Raw genomic sequence first — 16,541 nt, forward strand, 5'->3', positions numbered from 1 at the left:
AGATGGGTATAAGAGACAGTTAACACTCACTCGTTGTTCAGTTTTCAAAGGGCAATCTTGTAACTAAAACCTCAAAAGCCGCATCACAACTGCGATTCAAGCTTTGTCAGTTATTGTCGTCTCGTTCAGCGGCGACTTTTATAATATATCACATTCACCCATCTTAATGCAAGCATTATTTTTTTCTTTTTTTTCAAAAGCTTTTTTCATGCTTTGAATGATGTGTGCCGTTTTGGCGGCGAGGAATAATGTATCATAGCCCGCTATTGAAAGTCAAGCATAAATTCCATGCTAAAAGCTCAATGTACCTGAGAGCAAAGCCCAATAACAGGCTTCACTCTCAGATTAGTCTATTTCAGTCCCCTATTTTACCGCTACTCAATCATTCCTTCTTCAGGGCTGCTCGCCGAAGCATAACGCTTTTTCGGAATACGTCCAGCCATGAACCCTTTTCTACCTGCCATGACTGCCAGTTTAAACGCCTCTGCCATCAATACAGGATTCCGTGCTCCGGCAACTGCCGTATTCAGCAAAACTCCGTCAGCGCCAAGTTCCATCGCAAGAGCAGCATCGGCAGGTCCGCCAATCCCTGCATCTACAATAACAGGAACCTTTGCCTCCTCAATAATAAAGCGAAGCTGGTTCGGATTGGCGATTCCTTGTCCGGAACCAATAGGCGACGCCCCCGGCATCACTGCCGCAGCTCCAGCCTCCTGCAGCTTTCTCGCAAGAATTGGATCATCGGACGTATACGGAAGCACAATAAATCCGAGGTCTACCAATATCTTCGTTGCCTCCAAGGTCCCGATAGGATCCGGCAGCAATGTTTTGGGGTCACCAATTACTTCCACCTTAATCATATCGCACAGGCCAGTAGCTTTGGCCAGCTTGGCAATACGGACGGCCTCCTCTACTGTATAGGCACCTGCCGTATTAGGGAGAAGCGTAAACTTTTTGAGATCAAGTGATTCCAAAAAGTTAGGTGCATCCGGATTGTCAATCGGCAATCTGCGAATAGCGAACGTTAAAACCTCTGACTCCGAAACTTTCACCGCTTGTGTCTGAATATCCAACGCAGGAAACTTTCCTGTACCCAGCAGTAAGCGCGATTTAAACTCATAAGGGCCGATTTTCAATAGATCTGTCATGTTCTGTGCCTCCAGGCTTGAATTATTGGATAAAAATCAAACAAAAAAGTAAGGGTCAGCCTCCACCGACGAAATGGACAATCTCAATCCGATCACCTTCATGCAGCTGCGTTGTGTCATAGTCTGTACGCTCAACGATCTCTCGGTTCAGCTCGATGACAAGTATTTTTTGTTCCAATTTGAACTGAACGAGCAAATCAGCTACTGTGGCAACGTCCGTTACCGAGCGCGAATCTCCATTAATGATTAATTCCACAAACTCCACCCCGCTTTCCGTATTACAAGAATGCTTTCTGCCAGATGCCAACCTCATGGGAAACAACAAAAAAAGCCAACCGCATAAGGGTTGACTTGGTAATCTGCTGTAGACAGCATGGCTACGTCCATCCACTTCCCTACGCTGGTATCATCCAGAAGTATACCGTTCCGGTACACAAATCAGGTTCCAAGGGTCAAGGAACAGCTTCCTACTCTCAGCCTCGCATCGAAAGGCTCCCCTAGTGGCTATTAAGTTCAATGAAATTATAGCAGAAAAATATGATTTTGTCGCATGTTCGAGTCGTTATTTATAGATTCGTATAGCGGATCTCCAGCACCGAAACCTGTTCGTCCATCGTATAGATAACTTCTTTAGCCAATATCTTCTTAACAAGCTTATTTAAAACTAATGGCAGCTCGTTTCGAATATCGGCCAATTTATCATTTTGCTGCAGCTCGTGCAGGCTCCACGCTTGTTCTCGGCTGGCTAAAACTTGAATCAGCATTTTGCAGCACCGCTCCATTTTGGACATGACTGAAAATTCACAGGCAAGCAAAACTAACTGTACCCGCTGCTTCAGCGTTTCCTTGCTCATGGTCAGCTCTTCATAAAGCTTATAGACTCCAGGATTGACTCCCTTCACTTGCCGCCATACCGTCGTCTCCGGATGAAGCCCCGCTTCAATAATAACAAGCCTCGCCCAATGATGGAGAGCCTCCAATATATTGTTGTAGGCATCCAGCAAGTGGTCGTCCAATACATATTCTTTACTCTCCGAGTATCTCCGCAAAAATTTGGAAAACTCAATGAGCAGCTTGTGTTCCCGCATCTCCTGAGGAAATTCGAGCATACGGTGCCGCAGGCTTTCCAAATATATATTCCGATCCAGAAGAATCTCTCCTTTTAAGATCCAATGAATAAGGTTGCGGCGCTCCCCTTGCACAATAATGCGATCAAGTAAGGAGGTACATATCCATCTTTCTTGTATACGGCAGTTGTCTTTTATATAATGATATTGTTGGTCGGTTTTCAGATCATCATTTGAAATGACAAGCAGCAGGAGATCAAAACCGTCCGTAAGAGCAGAAAACAAAGACGGGTTGTCTACAGCCAGTACGCTTATGACTGCTTCATCTTCCCGGAGCCTGGCAACCAGCTGTTCTTTTATGCCATTCATCGCTGCAGCCTCCTAATTTACATTCATTGATACATCATTATTTCTACAAAACTAGGTGGTTTCCTGCATCGGATTGGTGACAAATTTCACAACATTGTTTAAAAACCCTTTTGAAGAAAGAAGTGACAGAAGTTGAAGCTCAAGTCAAGTAAAGTCAACGAGTTCCGTTTGTGGGGTCTGCTGCTGACCATGGGCGGCATGCTGCTTATGATTGTCGGTTTGGCAGGGATTGTTTTTGATTGGGGCTCTGCAGGCAAAATTATGGCCGTTACCTTTATGTTTATCGGGGCCATCGCCATGCTGGGGAGTATGGGCATTTATTTTTGGGCAGGCATGATGTCTACCAGCGCGACCGTTATTGAATGTCCGGAATGCGGTAAGCCTACCAAAATGATAGGCAAAACGGATCGCTGCATGTTCTGCAAAACGATCTTATCCATGGACCCCAAGCATGACCCGAATGCTAGTGCCAGTTAATCGTACCTGGGAAAAGGAACATTTATGCTTGAAATATATGTCTATAGAGATATTTCGATAAGGATAGCCCCCATTGAGAGGTTAGTTATATCGCAAAAAAACCGGTACGCTTCTTCCACCGTTGGATCGGGGACACAAGCAGTACCGGTTTTCTCTTTTTTAAGAATAAGGATAAGATCAGGGCTGGTTCGGTTATTTATCAAGGGATGTTTTAATTAGATTCCATATGGACGGTGTTTCATAGCCTCTTCTCCAGGAGGCCACTCCGGCTAGGTTATATTTCTTTACTAAATCCAACCGCGCCTTCATGGAAACCTCGTCTTCAAGCCAAATTTTGTTCAGCTTGTCTCCATCTTTATATTCTACATAGTTTTGACCTGCCTCAGGCAAGAAAACAGGTGTCAGATTTTTTTCTTTTATCGTCTTTTGCGGTGTCTCCATGTAGACGGATTTGGAGCTGACCTTGGTTTTGCCGTCCACTGTCTCTTCCGTCCACACTCTCGTGTAGAAAGGAACCCCTAAAATGAGCTTAGAAGCAGGAATTTGATCCTCTTTCATTAATTTAACCACATTCTTCTCTACCCAAGGCAAGGAGGATACACTCCCGGCCGTAGGACTGCTGGCCCAAAATTCATCGTATGCCATAATCATCATATAGTCCAAAGAATCAATCAGCGCCTTGCGGTCATAAAACAGCGACCACATTTCACTATTCGATTTCGGAGTGACATCCATAGACACGATAAGCCCCTGCTCATGCATCAAAGGGACCATTTCACGGACAAATTGGGTTAAATTATCCTTGTCCTTGGTGCTGACATTCTCAAAGTCGATATTGATTCCCTGTAAAGAGTATAGCTGAGCATAGCTGAGAAGCTGCTTAATCATCTTCATTCGCTTGTCATAGGTCGAGAGAGCTTCCGTTGTACGTTTCGGCTCAAACCCATTGCTGAATAGCGCCCATACCTGGATATTCTGATCGTGGGCCCACTTCACGTAGGCGGGGTCCGCCAAGTTTTTCAATGTCCCCTGTCCATCATCCAAATGAAACCATGTGGGGCTCACAACATTTAACCCCGGCATCGGAGGAAACTTGGACGTGTCCGGATTTTTCGGTGTGGTCATCTGATCCCAAGTCAGATTGATTTTTCCGTTGATCGGTTTGGCCGGGACGAAGCTCGGCTGCAGTTCTTTTTTGGGGATAGTCTCCGTCTTGTCCTTGCTCAATTGCTTCTTGCTTATATATCCCATATACCCGTTAGCCAGCTGTACTTTATACCATTCCGGCTCCTCCGACCAGATCATCACGAATTCCGATTGTTTCAAATCGGCAAGGATGGGAGATTTAATAAAGGGCTCCTTACGCATAGGGACCGTCTTGTCAGGCTTGTCAGGAAAAGCGGCGGTTTTACCCCATTGCAGCGTATCGCCCTCTTTTAACAGGATGACCGCCCCGGTTTCCTCCGATTCCCTTAGTTCAATGCGGTACAAATCCTCCAAAGGCTGTATCGGAAGATACAATGAACCGTTAATTTTCTCCAGCGGAAACTTTAATGTAAACGGCTTTTCGTTAACCATCCCGGTCAACTGGCTCGTCTTGAGCCTTAGAACCTTATCCTGCGTTGTTATGATCGTCGAGTCACTGGAGGTTTCATAAATCATGGTAGGATCAATCTGTTCCTTTACAATATCAAAAGGAAGTTTCAGCGTCTCTTCTTTCCCTTGAGCAGGCTTATCCAGCATAGCTCCCTGATAAAATATCGGTTTGGTCATGCCGTCAAATGAGGGCGCTTCATGTTTAGAGGTCGGTACGTACTGATCCCAGTAAAATGCTGCCGCCGCACCCAATACGATAGCTAACAAAATCATCAAGAAGGCCCATTTGCGTGTACGTCTATTCTTCGGTACTTTCATTGGGTAATCCGTTTCCATCGTTTCACTCCCATGATGCTATTTAATTGAGAAAACCTCTATCGAAGCCTTGCGAAGATGAGCGACCGCGTTCAGCGGTATAACCGGCTTTCGCCGTCCTTCAAAGGAAGGCTCGCGTCCAAAACGAAAAAAGACATGCTCGAAGCACCTGTCCGACAAGTGGCTTTCAAGCACGTCCATTATACCGCAACTATGGCATCGCGTTCTATCAAATTATTAGTACTGTTTCACTGACGCACAGTCCGCACATATCCCGTACACCTCGACACGGTGGCTTTTAACCTGAAACCCGGTTTCGATACCGGCCGTCTTCTCCAAATCATCCAGGGGCTTATAGGCGAAATCAACCAGCTTGCCGCATTCTTCGCAAAGCGCGTGGTAATGCTCGGACATATCGGCATCAAACCGGCTGGAATGGTCCCCATAGGTCATTTCACGGACAAGCCCGACCTCGATAAATACCTTGAGATTATTGTAAACTGTCGCTACGCTCATACTGGGAAACCGAGGGGCCAGTGCCTTATAAATCTCATCCGCCGTCGGATGAGTCATCGTATTTAGTAAATAAGCGAGAATCGCATGTCTCTGTGGTGTCATGCGCACGCCTTTCATCTTCAGCTTCGTTAACGCCTGCTCCAATCTGGAATCCATGCTGCTCACCGCCTAATCGTCTAAGAAGGGTATCACTTTATTTTACGTGGCATCGTTTGAATTTGTCAATGCGGATGCTTGCCCTTCTTTGGCAATAAGCAGGTAATGCCTATTTCGATGTACGAACCACGAGGGAACCGTTCGTGTCCAGGTTAATCGTATATTGGCCTGAACCTACCTTGCCGTCAATCTCTTTCCCATGAATGCGCAGCGGCAGGGCTGTGTTGCTTGTCACGTTCTGTCCTTTGCCCTGAACCCGGAAATCCCCATTGGCCGGCAAGGCTGCGTCAATTTTACCGTGAGTGGTCTGAAGATCCCAGTCCCCTTGCACCTCCGCCGCGGTCACTTCAATGGATCCATTGGTTGTTCTGGCATCCACCTTCGCATGAGTATGATCCAGATGGATACCGCCGTTCGTTGTCTCTGCGCCAATGGCTCCGGTTATAGCTGCGGCCGAAAGTTGGCCGTTTGTAGACTTTAACCGAACGTCCCCCTGATGTTCATTTGCTTCGATAGAGCCGTTCGTCGTTTGCAGCTTCATATTGCCTTTTGTCTTTGAGGCAACGATCTTGGCGTTGGTCGACTGAAGATTCAATTCCGCTGCTTCCACATTTGTAATATGGATAGCGCCATTGGTTGTCGTGCCCTTCAGCTCCTGGCTCATAACGAGCTGCTCCGCCGTAATACTGCCGTTGGATAAATCCAGGTTCAGCTTGGTTGAACGCAGCACTTGTTCAGGAATCGCTACGATCAAATCAATCCTGATTTTGCCGAACCCCCAAAATTTCCCCTCTTCCTGGCTTATGGTTTTGATGTTCAAGGTCGAGCCCTGCGTCGAAGCCTCTACCCTGGATTGTTCCACGATGGCTTTGGCTTTATCCGGGTCCCCTTCGGCGACATAAACGGTCGTCTGAACCTCGATCCGATCCGAGTTCCCGGTACGTATCGTCACATTGCCGGCCTGATTCGTCAAGTCAATCCGCTCTATCCTATCGGGAACGGTTATAGGCGTCGTCCCTTTATCATAAGGCTGCCCCTGCGTAAAATGTGTCCAGCCTCCCTTCATTAACAGTGAAGAGTTCAGACTGACCATCACAACAGCTGAAATGATTAAAGCAAAAATCAATCCGCCCAAATCGAGCTTCAGAGGCTTATCGCTGTCCCCATGTCTGGACTGAAGCCAAATATATTCGAGCCCGAGTGCAATGAACAAAAGCGGCCACCAATCCATTAAACGCTCTGTCCAATGGAGCTTGGCATATTGGTCCACTATGACCGCTACACCAACTGCAATCAAAAGCAGTGCAGCTGTGAAACGCCCCGCCTTACGCATGTAGGCTTCCTCCTTCCTCACCGGGATTCACTTTTTAAAAGATTCCTTCAAAAATAACGCCACACCGATAACGATCAGAATGATCGCTCCTATAGATGAGCCGATCCATTCGAATACTTGATTCAGCCATGCAGGCTTGTTACTGACAAGAAACAGAAATATACCGCCGATAATGAGCACATAACCGAAAGTGCTTCCCTTAAAGCGTTTGGGGACACCTGGAAAGGATTGCCCCCTCCCCAAGCTGTCCAACGGATCGGAAAGCCCGTCATGCCAACGGCCATTCACCCGATCGGTTTGCTGCAGGGCATCAAATATATTGTAGAAATAGATGACAGGCACAAATAACGAGAAAAGCACGATGAGCGGTATATTGCTGCTCGAGTTGGTCGCAAAAAACACAATCGCGAAAATATCCAAAATGAGAAGCAGCATGAGGCCCATCCCCCGCTGCATTAAGCCTAAGTACAGCTGGCCGGTTCCTGGAATGAGGAATGAGAGCAAGCAGGCGACAAATTTGCTTTTTCTGGCTTTAAACGGATCAAACGGAGGTACGCGGTCCTGCTGGGGATGTCCCCAGCGCTCCAGCCTTTCGCGCAGAAACGCCTCTTCCTTCTCCTCATCGTTCACCCGAGTCTCCTTCCGGTATTCCTCCATCTAAACAAACCTCCATTATTAAAATAGGCTAGGGATTGAACAACAACCGTTTTATATCATGAGAGAAGCTGAGCCGAGATGCGCTGAACAACCACCTCAATGACGCTGACCTTGCTTTGAACGTCCTCGCTCCATTGGACCGGATTAATCGACATCATTCTCGTCCACATGCCCGAGCTGATGAAAAGGAACGTCGCGGCAGCGGCTATGAAGCCGTGGACCAGCTCCAAACGAAAGCGTGCAGCATAGGAAGCCTTTGCAGACGGTTGCGGCCGTTCTCCGGTCCCGCTCTCACGAATGGCCTCCATAATGCTCTCCTCCAGCCCCGAAGGGGCAGCAAGCACAGGAAGACGATCCAGCAGCGATTCCAGCTCCACATACCCGTATAATTGGGATTTGCAGCCCGGACAGCTTTGGAGGTGATGATGTATTCTACGGTATTCATGCTCAGAACAAGTTTTATTCAGATATTTTTGCAGCTGCTGATCGTCCGGATGCTGCTTGCTCATGGTTCCTTACCTCCTGCCATTTTTGTTTGAGGAGTGCTTTTCCCCGGTACAATCGGGTTTCAATCGTTTTGATCGGGAGCTGGGTTATCTCGGAAATTTCCTGGTAAGAGAGCTGTTTGTAATGATATAGATACAGAATGAGCCGGTACTTATCCGGAAGCTCCGACAACATGCGTTGTACCGTATGCTGCTGTTCCTTTTGCAGAGCGACGGCTTCCGGTTCCTCGTCTCTGCTGCCAAACCACCCCTTGAGTTTATCAACAATCGTCTGATGGGGTCTCCGCTTCTGCGCTCTTCGGTAATCCGTCACAACATTGGTGGCCAGCCGGTACAACCAGGTCGTAAATTTGGAATCGCCGCGAAAATAAATTAATGAACGATATAACTTAATAAAGATTTCTTGCGTTAAATCTTCGGCGGTTTCCCGATGTTCAACCATGCGGTAGACGAGCGTATAAATATAATTTTTGTGCCTCTCGATCAAGTGGCGGTACGCTTCGTCTTCCCCTTGACGGATCTGGTCGACCAATTGCTCATCCGTCAAATGTTCCATCGTTTCACCGCCTTCGTCATACGTTCTGCTTTCTTAGACGCTCTGCATCGTATAACCCCTTCAATTTGCAAAAATAAATGGGCACAATCCTATTTATTCGCATGAGACGGAATGAACGCCGCTCATTTGCTGCAGTTCTTCTACAACCGACGAGATTTGAGTGCCGCGCGACATACGCAGGGAAATAGAAATGATCATTTCGTGGCTCTCTCTTTCCGTTTCTTCTACCGTAAGCTTTCGAATATCGCTGCCTTTGCCTGTTAAGGTAGAGGAAATGCGGGTTAAGAGTCCCGGGCTCTCGTCCGCCTGAATGCGTAGAATGCGAAGCTTTTTTCCGTTAAAATATTTTTGCTCGACGACATTCAGCACCCACAAGCTCAAAAGCGATAACACGCACGTTAAAATCGATGCATAATAAAATCCCGCTCCGGTGGCCAGCCCTATTGCCGCAACAACCCAAAGGGAAGCAGCCGTAGTAAGTCCCGTAATGGATTTACCCGTATATAAAATAGTCCCCGCTCCCAAAAAGCCGATTCCGCTTATCACTTGTGCCGCAAGGCGGGCGGGATCCCGCTGAACATTAGCCAGCTTGGAAAATTCGGTAAAGCCATACATGGATAACAGCATGATAAGCGTCGATCCCAAACAAACAAGAATATGCGTTCGCAATCCAGCCGCATGGCTGCTGCGCTCCCGTTCAAAACCGATTAATCCTCCGAGCAATACCGCTAATATAAGGCGAAGCGTAATATGTAGTTGATCAATATACCAAGGATTTGAAGCCATCCGGTATTCCCCCTTTTGTCCATTTACGATAATGAACCCTATTTTAACACGGTTTAGCCAGTCCTTGATAAACTTTTCAAAAAAAATCGGTTGACTTCCCTCGTCATGACAGTAGACTTAAGTAAGAGATGAAACGTTTCAAGCCATGAATCATGAGCTATTCAGAATGGAGGATTTCAACAAATGACTCACCCCCTGCTTACGGTAAACAATAGACGAAACCATATTATCCAACTGGCCGCACGCAAAGCGCTGGAGCTGCCTGTACTCCCAAGCGGCTTCTGGTTCCACAGCGATGTCCGTGACAACTACTATTACGCCATTCATTTATATGCTTACTGCACTGACACGCAAGCAAGCAGCGAGCTGACACAAGAACAACGCAGGGACGGGCTCCAGATGGCCGTGGAAATGATCCGTAGGGTCATCCGGCTGCAGGTTCAGGATTCCGGGCATCCGATGTACGGACACTGGCCATTGAACCTGGGTACAGATCCCGACAACGCGCAGCCTAACGGGCTTCCCGTCGAGCTGATGGGCTGCCTGCTTCTATTGTTCTATCATCAATATCAAAATACACTGCCCGTGGAGCTAAAAAGCGAGCTGAACCTGTGCTTCGTTCATATTTATCACAGCCGTGTGCACCGGCTTCCGCTCGAACAAATTCATCATCATGAAGCCAAGCATACGGCATTGAAGCTGCTGCTTGGACACCAGTTCGATGATCAGGAGCTGTTGGAGCAAGGGATTCGTTGTGCGAAGCAGCAGCTTCACCATATCCGAAAATTCGGCTTTAAGGAATATGGTGCCCTGCCATGGCATTGGCACTGGATTCAGGCCTTCACCTGCGTATGGGAAATGGTAGAGCAGCCTGAGGCACGCGTTGTCACCGGAGACATGCTGGAAACGCTATGGCAGCTGCGGGCTCAATATTATTTGAGAGGTACGTGGGTAGGAGCACAATCCCGCCAATGGCCGCATGACGGACCAAAAGACAACAACACGCTGCTCGATTATATTCAATTCGGCGATTTCCCGATGCCGGAGCAGATTGCCCGTTTGGAAGGAGCCGGCCTGTATACGTACGAGATTTCGAAGGAAGTAAGAAGGATCGGTACGGATCGAACAAATGCCGTAGAAGTAAAGCGCCTGATCCGGTTCGCCGGGGCCGATGAAGTCGTAAAAGAAGAAGCCCATACGCATGCTTACATTGCACCGGATTATGCCGTCGGAGGAATTTGGGAACGCCGCGAGGAGTTCGACAATGAACAGCAGCGGTGGGACGTGACGTTGCCCTTGACCAATCCTTCCGCAAAGGACGGTGTGAATCAGGCGTTCTTCTTCCATCCAGGAGCAAGGTACCAGCCTGGCGACGACCGCCATGCAAGCAATACCGGGGAGGTCCTGCTGCATAAAGACGCGGTCATCCAGCTCTGGGAGCTGTCTTCGGCAGACCAGGAGACGGCTTACCCTGCCCTTGTCGGCTGCCTGCCTAAAGGAGACTGGCACTTTACGAAACGAAGCGGCTACGGCCAAGTAGGCGGTGTGTACCTGGTATTTCATTCGATGAATGATTTTACGGTGGAGGAAAAAGGGGATCGTTTGTCTGTCTTGTGCCCTTTCCAAGCCGGAAAAAACGGGATTGTCATTGAGGCGATGCCGGCGAATGAGGCTGAGCAGCTGGGCGGCGTGAGTACGGCGGCATTTGCGGCCATGCGAAAGGAACAGCGGGCTGGCTTTGCAGAGGAGGAAGCGGCGGGAACGCTAAAGCTAGCTGCACAGTATGTCACCCGAAGGGGGGATGTGCTGGAATTGAATACAGCAAAAAAGGCCTCCGTAAACGGAAAGCCTATTGCCTGGGAAGAATATACGATCAGCGGGTGAGCGGGCTGGGTGCCGTTTTATGATATACGGTCAAAGTAATGCCCGGCGCCACTTCCATGACCTGACCGGGCTCATACCCGAACTTCGTATATAAGCGTACGGCCGGTTCATTATTTGTACCGGTCGATACCCTGATCATTAAGCCGGGAACTGCCAAGCTCTCGGCATATTGCAGCAGCTGCGTCGCAATGCCTTGACGGAAAGCATCCGGGTGAACCATCATCCGGCACAACGTCATTTCTTTGGGTCCCTGCTTAACCGAAACCGCTCCTGTCAGCTTGTTATCCTCATCATAGTAGCCGAAGAAGCACTCTCCGGATTCCCTTAAGGTTTTGGGTGAATCCCACAAAGGGGGGATTTCCTTGAACCCGATCAATTCGGCTTCCACCCGGTAGGATAGCTGTTGCAGAAACAGCAGATCCAATACTTGATGATGATCAGTTAAATCAATCTTACGGATCATAAGGTCCCCTCCTGGATGGCTTCAGCTCGTTTAAGCTAGAGTATACAACAGGTGGGGACTCTCAATCCACTCCTCTTCAGGAAAAAACCGGAATCCTTAACCTCTCCGGGTATATTACCGTAATATTAGGATTTTAAAACGTCGTGGTCCACGTAACGTTCTCCGTTCAATTGGCTAATCACATTGATAGCTACCTTAGCTCCGTCTCCAGCGGTAATGATAGCATGTACACTAACTCCTGCTACGGTTCCCGCTGCCCAAATCCCGTCAATATTCGTCTTTCCATCGGCATCTACATCAATGACAGTTTTAATCCGCGGTTCCGTACCGTTCTTGGTCCGGATTCCTGCCTTTTCAGCCAGATCGACTCCGAGCCCTGTCGCCAAAATAACCTGGTTGGCATCAAAAGCTCCGTTTTCGGTTTCAATATGGAAGCCTGTCTCCGTTTTCGTTACGTTCTGAACCGTACTCGTCAACAGCTCAGCGCCAAATTTGACCGCCTGTTTCTTACCGATCTCTACAAGATCCGGTCCGGTCATTTCCAGGATACCGTAATAATTTTCGAACCAAGCTCTCTTCGTTATGCTTTTGTCATTATCAATCACTAGCGTTTTTTTGCCGGCTTTGGCCGCAAAGAGCGCAGCGCTCGCTCCGGCAGGCCCTGCACCAATAATAGCGATATCGTACATGTTCAGCACCTCATTTTCATTTTGTGGTCTTCGTTACACGTTTTTTCCAAGCTTATTATGCCCAGATTTCATTTTTCTTTCCAATTCCTATACAATATATAGTATAAAGTATAGAAACTAATCGGATAAGTAAGCACTTTAAAGTGCCTTAGTTTCCTAAATGATACCAAAGGGAGATGACGGTTGATGGAAAAAATCCCGGAATTATGTCATGTAGACGATGCTTTAAGCATTTTGTCGGGAAAATGGAAGCCCATTATTTTATTGCATCTGCTGCACAAGGGCACGTTAAGATTTAACACGCTGAAGCGAAGTGTACCCGGGATCACGCAGAAAATGCTGACGGTACAGTTACGCGAGCTTGAGGATGAGGACATTATCCGCCGTGTCGTATTCCCGGAGATTCCACCCAAGGTGGAATACAGCATGACAGACTACGGCCGAAGCCTTGAGCCCGTTCTGGAAGCGATGCATCAGTGGGGGACCCGGCATTCGCTGCGAAAGCAGGAAAAAAAAGACTGTTGAGAGCATCGTCTCAACAGTCCGCTTTTGGGTCGGACAGACCTTGCCGGTCTGCCCAGAATTATTATTGATTCAATCCGTCGAGAATGAGCTTGTTTACCAAGCCCGGGTTGGCCTTGCCCTTCGTTTCTTTCATGACCTGGCCGACCAGGAAGCCCACGGCTTTGTCTTTCCCCGCTTTAAAATCAGCGACCGATTGCGGGTTGTTCGCAATGACTTGATCTACGACCGCTTTAATCGCACCTTCGTCGCTGATCTGGACAAGTCCTTGCTCCTCTACAATCGTCTGCGGATCCTTACCAGTCTCCAGCATCGATTTAAAGACGGTTTTGGCGATCTTGCTGCTGATCGTTCCTTTTTCCATCAGACCGATCATTTCACCCAGGCCCTTGCCTGTGATTTTCACATCACTCAGCTCCTGGTTGTTTGCATTCAGGAAGCCAAGCAGGTCGCCCATGATCCAGTTGGATACCGCTTTGGCATCCTTCGTATAGTTCAGGCTCTCCTCGAAGAAATCTGCGATTTTGATCGAGGACGTAATGACCTCCGCATCGTAGCTTGGCAAGCCGTACTCGCTCACATAGCGGGCTTTGCGCGCATCCGGAAGCTCCGGAATGCTGGCTTTGACACGAGCCTTCCACTCCTCGTCGATGTACAAGCGAACCAAATCCGGATCCGGGAAGTAGCGATAATCGTGCGCCTCTTCCTTGCTCCGCATCATAAGCGTCTTGCCTTGCGCCTCGTCCCAGCGGCGGGTTTCCTGAACAACGGTACCCCCACTGTTCAGCACATCCGCTTGACGCCATTCTTCATACTCAAGACCCTTCTGCACGCCGCGGAAGGAGTTCATGTTCTTCAATTCGGCGCGGGTTCCGAATTTCTCCTGCCCATACGGACGAATACTGATGTTCGCGTCGCAGCGAAGGGAGCCTTCCTCCATCTTCACGTCCGATACGTCACAGTACTGCATAATCGCTTTCAGCTTCTCCAGGTAAGCACGCGCTTCCTCGGGAGAACGCAAGTCCGGCTCCGATACAATCTCAATCAGCGGCGTTCCTACGCGGTTAAAATCCGCCAGTGACGCATAGCCGCCATCCACGTGCGTCAGCTTTCCTGCGTCTTCTTCCAGATGGACACGCGTGACGCCGATACGCTTCGTCTGTCCGTTCACTTCAATCTCAATCCAGCCGTGCTCGCCAATCGGCTTGTCATATTGTGAAATCTGGTACGCCTTGGGCGAATCCGGGTAAAAATAGTTTTTGCGGTCGAACTTGCTGTCCGTTGCGATCTGGCAGTTCAAAGCCATAGCCGCTTTCATTGCATATTCAACGGCTTGCTTGTTCAGAACCGGCAAAACCCCCGGATAGCCGAGGCATACCGGGCACGTATGTGTGTTAGGCGGGGCTCCGAATTCCGTGGAGCATCCGCAAAATATTTTGGACTGTGTGTGCAGTTCTACGTGTACTTCCAGACCGATGACCGTTTCATACTTCGTTTCTGTTGCTGACATGCTGGTTTGCTCCTTTCCTGCTAATAGTATTACAGCTGTGGGCGTAGCTTGTGATGCTCCGTATGTTGCTCGTAGGCATGGGCCACGCGCAATACCGTGGATTCATCCAGCGGCTTGCCGATAATTTGAAGACCAACCGGAAGACCGTCCACCAAACCGCATGGAACACTGATAGCAGGAACGCCGGCCAGATTCACGGGAATCGTCAATATATCGTTCAAATACATTGTCATCGGATCGTCGACCTGCGAGCCTACTTTAAAGGCGGTCGTTGGGGCCGTGGGTCCGATAACCACGTCATAGTTTTCGAATACTTTATCAAAATCCTGCTTGATCAAGGTGCGCACTTTTTGCGCCTTCAGATAATACGCATCATAGTAACCGGAGCTGAGTGCATACGTGCCCAGCATGATACGACGTTTCACTTCCGGACCGAAGCCTTCGCTGCGGGATGTATGATAGAGGTCCAGCAGGTTCTTAGGGTTCTCCGCGCGAACACCATAGCGGACGCCGTCAAACCGCGCCAGGTTGGACGAGGCTTCGGAAGAAGCCAGCAGGTAATAGGTTGCAACGGCGTATTCGGAGTGAGGCAAGGATACCTCCTCCACAACTGCGCCGAGGCCTTCCAGCACCTTCAAGGCGGAAAGCACGGCATCGCGAACCTTCGGATCAATCCCCTCGCCTAAATATTCCTTCGGAACGGCGACCCGCAAGCCTTGAACGTCGCCGGTCAGTGCGCTGAGATAATCCGGAATTTCCACGTTAGCCGAGGTGGAGTCAGCGGAGTCGTGTCCTGCGATCGCTTGAAGCAGATACGCGCTGTCTTCGACATTTTTGGTTAAAGGTCCGATTTGGTCCAAGGAGGACGCAAAGGCTACCAATCCAAAACGGGATACAAGCCCGTAGGTAGGCTTCAGACCGACAATACCGCAATAAGCCGCAGGCTGGCGAATCGAGCCGCCCGTATCCGAGCCAAGGGAGAAGTAAACTTCTCCGGCTGCAACCGATGCTGCCGAGCCGCCGCTGGAGCCGCCGGGCACGTATTCCACATTCCACGGGTTATAGGTCGGCTGGAAGCTGGAATTTTCGTTCGAGCCGCCCATCGCGAACTCATCCATGTTCAATTTGCCGATAGAGATCGCTTGAGCTTCCTTCAGCTTGCGAACGACCGTGGCATCGTATACAGGATTGAAATTGCGCAAAAATTGACTCGCACAGGTCGTCGTCACGCCTTCAGTCACGATATTATCCTTAATACCGATAGGCAGTCCGAACAGCAGCCCTCTGGAATCGCTCCCTGCTGCAAGCTGCCCGTCCAAGGCTTTGGCCGCCGCGCGGGCATTCTCTTCGTCAAGCTTCAGGAACGCTTTTACTTTGCCGTCGACTTGTCCGATCCGTTCGTAAGACGCGTCCACCAAATCGGAGACGGATATTTCCTTGGCGCTAAGCCGAGTATGTACTTCTTGTAATTTGAGATCAAATAAAGACAAAACTGCGTCCTCCCTTCAGCTGTTGCAAACTGTTTCCAATCGTTCCTCGCTTTGTACTACTCCAATACAGCAGGCACTTTAATTTGTCCGTCTTCTTCATCCGGCGCATTAAGCAATACTTTTTCAATCGGCAAGGAAGGTCGGGACACATCCTCACGCATCACATTCACCAGAGGCATCGGATGGCTGGTCGGCTCTACATTGTCGGTATCCAGCTCGTTCAATTTCTCCGCATATTTTAAAATGGCGTTCAGCTGCTCTGTGAACTTTTGTTTTTCCTGTTCGCTCAGCTCAAGTCTCGCCAGTTTGGCCACGTGCTCTACATTTTGGATCGTAATACTCATCGCTTGCCTCCCGCTTCAATATGTCCTGCTAAAGCCGTACCTCAACAAAATTCGACAGCTTTGCTGAAAATTCATCTCCTTATTATAAACTAGATAGAATTTGAACTCAATTGCCTGGCCGTTTAAATATCGAGACGGTCTAGTGCTCCACTTATTC

The 16,541-nt window shown here is 48.9% G+C and carries 18 protein-coding genes and 1 riboswitch; of the genes, 3 read left to right on the forward strand and 15 right to left on the reverse strand.

Annotated elements, in window-relative coordinates; genetic code table 11:
• Window positions 1-374: 374 nt before the first annotated feature.
• The 3 genes from CF651_RS22730 to CF651_RS22740 form a co-directional block, all read right to left on the reverse strand.
• Entirely contained in the window at window positions 375-1,148 is a 774-nt protein-coding gene (locus tag CF651_RS22730) for a thiazole synthase (RefSeq protein WP_094017178.1), read from the reverse strand.
• A 55-nt stretch (window positions 1,149-1,203) separates the two neighbouring features.
• A complete protein-coding gene (gene thiS, locus CF651_RS22735; protein WP_094017252.1) occupies window positions 1,204-1,404 on the reverse strand; it encodes a sulfur carrier protein ThiS in 201 nt (66 codons plus the stop codon).
• 119 nt (window positions 1,405-1,523) lie between these two features.
• Window positions 1,524-1,657, reverse strand: a riboswitch (TPP riboswitch).
• A gap of 57 nt (window positions 1,658-1,714) precedes the next feature.
• Window positions 1,715-2,584, reverse strand: a complete 870-nt coding sequence (locus CF651_RS22740) for a nucleotidyltransferase-like protein (protein WP_094017179.1) — start codon at window positions 2,582-2,584, stop codon at window positions 1,715-1,717.
• A 132-nt stretch (window positions 2,585-2,716) separates the two neighbouring features.
• Between CF651_RS22740 and CF651_RS22745 the strand changes: the two genes are divergently transcribed.
• Window positions 2,717-3,061, forward strand: coding sequence for a DUF2614 family zinc ribbon-containing protein (locus CF651_RS22745; protein ID WP_094017180.1), 345 nt, complete (start codon window positions 2,717-2,719; stop codon window positions 3,059-3,061).
• A 192-nt stretch (window positions 3,062-3,253) separates the two neighbouring features.
• On the opposite strand, the gene CF651_RS22750 is transcribed toward CF651_RS22745, so the two are convergent.
• From CF651_RS22750 to CF651_RS22780, 7 genes are all read right to left on the reverse strand, one after another.
• Window positions 3,254-4,993 (reverse strand): glycosyl hydrolase family 18 protein, encoded by a 1,740-nt coding sequence (locus tag CF651_RS22750; RefSeq protein ID WP_245856102.1) that lies wholly within the window; start codon window positions 4,991-4,993, stop codon window positions 3,254-3,256.
• A 216-nt stretch (window positions 4,994-5,209) separates the two neighbouring features.
• A complete protein-coding gene (locus tag CF651_RS22755) occupies window positions 5,210-5,644 on the reverse strand; it encodes a Fur family transcriptional regulator (RefSeq protein WP_094017181.1) in 435 nt (144 codons plus the stop codon).
• A gap of 109 nt (window positions 5,645-5,753) precedes the next feature.
• Window positions 5,754-6,977, reverse strand: a complete 1,224-nt coding sequence (locus CF651_RS22760) for a DUF4097 family beta strand repeat-containing protein (protein WP_094017182.1) — start codon at window positions 6,975-6,977, stop codon at window positions 5,754-5,756.
• A gap of 27 nt (window positions 6,978-7,004) precedes the next feature.
• Window positions 7,005-7,634: a hypothetical protein gene (locus tag CF651_RS22765; RefSeq protein WP_094017183.1), complete on the reverse strand. Its 630-nt coding sequence runs from the start codon at window positions 7,632-7,634 to the stop codon at window positions 7,005-7,007.
• 56 nt (window positions 7,635-7,690) lie between these two features.
• A complete protein-coding gene (locus CF651_RS22770; RefSeq protein WP_094017184.1) occupies window positions 7,691-8,143 on the reverse strand; it encodes an anti-sigma factor family protein in 453 nt (150 codons plus the stop codon).
• On the reverse strand, window positions 8,094-8,696 hold the full coding sequence (locus CF651_RS22775) for an RNA polymerase sigma factor (RefSeq protein WP_094017185.1): 603 nt from the start codon (window positions 8,694-8,696) through the stop codon (window positions 8,094-8,096). Before CF651_RS22775 ends, CF651_RS22770 begins: the two co-directional genes overlap by 50 nt.
• A gap of 93 nt (window positions 8,697-8,789) precedes the next feature.
• The gene (locus CF651_RS22780) at window positions 8,790-9,482 is read right to left on the reverse strand and encodes an MgtC/SapB family protein (RefSeq protein WP_094017186.1); all 693 of its coding nucleotides are present in this window, start codon (window positions 9,480-9,482) and stop codon (window positions 8,790-8,792) included.
• A 183-nt stretch (window positions 9,483-9,665) separates the two neighbouring features.
• Between CF651_RS22780 and CF651_RS22785 the strand changes: the two genes are divergently transcribed.
• Window positions 9,666-11,366 (forward strand): hypothetical protein, encoded by a 1,701-nt coding sequence (locus CF651_RS22785; RefSeq protein ID WP_094017187.1) that lies wholly within the window; start codon window positions 9,666-9,668, stop codon window positions 11,364-11,366.
• Here the strand turns inward: CF651_RS22785 and CF651_RS22790 are convergent.
• On the reverse strand, window positions 11,356-11,829 hold the full coding sequence (locus tag CF651_RS22790) for a GNAT family N-acetyltransferase (protein WP_094017188.1): 474 nt from the start codon (window positions 11,827-11,829) through the stop codon (window positions 11,356-11,358). The two genes, CF651_RS22785 and CF651_RS22790, sit on opposite strands and share 11 nt — an antisense overlap.
• Window positions 11,830-11,954: 125 nt before the next feature.
• Complete coding sequence (locus tag CF651_RS22795) at window positions 11,955-12,518, reverse strand: FAD-dependent oxidoreductase (protein ID WP_094017189.1); 564 nt, start codon at window positions 12,516-12,518, stop codon at window positions 11,955-11,957.
• Window positions 12,519-12,704: 186 nt separating this feature from the next.
• Between CF651_RS22795 and CF651_RS22800 the strand changes: the two genes are divergently transcribed.
• Window positions 12,705-13,043, forward strand: a complete 339-nt coding sequence (locus tag CF651_RS22800) for a winged helix-turn-helix transcriptional regulator (RefSeq protein WP_094017190.1) — start codon at window positions 12,705-12,707, stop codon at window positions 13,041-13,043.
• 61 nt (window positions 13,044-13,104) lie between these two features.
• Here the strand turns inward: CF651_RS22800 and gatB are convergent, their stop codons facing one another.
• From gatB to gatC, 3 genes are read right to left on the reverse strand one after another with little or no spacing between them, the layout of a single operon-like run.
• On the reverse strand, window positions 13,105-14,550 hold the full coding sequence (gene gatB / locus CF651_RS22805; protein WP_094017191.1) for an Asp-tRNA(Asn)/Glu-tRNA(Gln) amidotransferase subunit GatB: 1,446 nt from the start codon (window positions 14,548-14,550) through the stop codon (window positions 13,105-13,107).
• A gap of 29 nt (window positions 14,551-14,579) precedes the next feature.
• The gene (gatA, locus tag CF651_RS22810) at window positions 14,580-16,040 is read right to left on the reverse strand and encodes an Asp-tRNA(Asn)/Glu-tRNA(Gln) amidotransferase subunit GatA (RefSeq protein ID WP_094017192.1); all 1,461 of its coding nucleotides are present in this window, start codon (window positions 16,038-16,040) and stop codon (window positions 14,580-14,582) included.
• A gap of 56 nt (window positions 16,041-16,096) precedes the next feature.
• The gene (gene gatC, locus CF651_RS22815) at window positions 16,097-16,384 is read right to left on the reverse strand and encodes an Asp-tRNA(Asn)/Glu-tRNA(Gln) amidotransferase subunit GatC (protein ID WP_094017193.1); all 288 of its coding nucleotides are present in this window, start codon (window positions 16,382-16,384) and stop codon (window positions 16,097-16,099) included.
• Window positions 16,385-16,541: the final 157 nt, after the last annotated feature.

The organism is Paenibacillus rigui, assembly GCF_002234615.1.
In the GTDB taxonomy this organism is placed as follows: domain Bacteria; phylum Bacillota; class Bacilli; order Paenibacillales; family NBRC-103111; genus Paenibacillus_S; species Paenibacillus_S rigui.

What these genes read in the sequence shown, in the direction of transcription:
- CF651_RS22740 (WP_094017179.1), bottom strand. Translation starts at nt 2,584, where the DNA reads ATGAATGGCATAAAAGAACAGCTGGTTGCCAGGCTCCGGGAAGATGAA.
- CF651_RS22765 (WP_094017183.1), bottom strand. Translation starts at nt 7,634, where the DNA reads ATGGAGGAATACCGGAAGGAGACTCGGGTGAACGATGAGGAGAAGGAA.
- CF651_RS22770 (WP_094017184.1), bottom strand. Translation starts at nt 8,143, where the DNA reads ATGAGCAAGCAGCATCCGGACGATCAGCAGCTGCAAAAATATCTGAAT.
- gatC (WP_094017193.1), bottom strand. Translation starts at nt 16,384, where the DNA reads ATGAGTATTACGATCCAAAATGTAGAGCACGTGGCCAAACTGGCGAGA.
- CF651_RS22730 (WP_094017178.1), bottom strand. Translation starts at nt 1,148, where the DNA reads ATGACAGATCTATTGAAAATCGGCCCTTATGAGTTTAAATCGCGCTTA.
- CF651_RS22785 (WP_094017187.1), top strand. Translation starts at nt 9,666, where the DNA reads ATGACTCACCCCCTGCTTACGGTAAACAATAGACGAAACCATATTATC.
- CF651_RS22780 (WP_094017186.1), bottom strand. Translation starts at nt 9,482, where the DNA reads ATGGCTTCAAATCCTTGGTATATTGATCAACTACATATTACGCTTCGC.
- CF651_RS22750 (WP_245856102.1), bottom strand. Translation starts at nt 4,993, where the DNA reads ATGGAAACGGATTACCCAATGAAAGTACCGAAGAATAGACGTACACGC.
- CF651_RS22755 (WP_094017181.1), bottom strand. Translation starts at nt 5,644, where the DNA reads ATGGATTCCAGATTGGAGCAGGCGTTAACGAAGCTGAAGATGAAAGGC.
- CF651_RS22760 (WP_094017182.1), bottom strand. Translation starts at nt 6,977, where the DNA reads ATGCGTAAGGCGGGGCGTTTCACAGCTGCACTGCTTTTGATTGCAGTT.
- CF651_RS22775 (WP_094017185.1), bottom strand. Translation starts at nt 8,696, where the DNA reads ATGGAACATTTGACGGATGAGCAATTGGTCGACCAGATCCGTCAAGGG.
- CF651_RS22795 (WP_094017189.1), bottom strand. Translation starts at nt 12,518, where the DNA reads ATGTACGATATCGCTATTATTGGTGCAGGGCCTGCCGGAGCGAGCGCT.
- gatB (WP_094017191.1), bottom strand. Translation starts at nt 14,550, where the DNA reads ATGTCAGCAACAGAAACGAAGTATGAAACGGTCATCGGTCTGGAAGTA.
- CF651_RS22790 (WP_094017188.1), bottom strand. Translation starts at nt 11,829, where the DNA reads ATGATCCGTAAGATTGATTTAACTGATCATCATCAAGTATTGGATCTG.
- CF651_RS22800 (WP_094017190.1), top strand. Translation starts at nt 12,705, where the DNA reads ATGGAAAAAATCCCGGAATTATGTCATGTAGACGATGCTTTAAGCATT.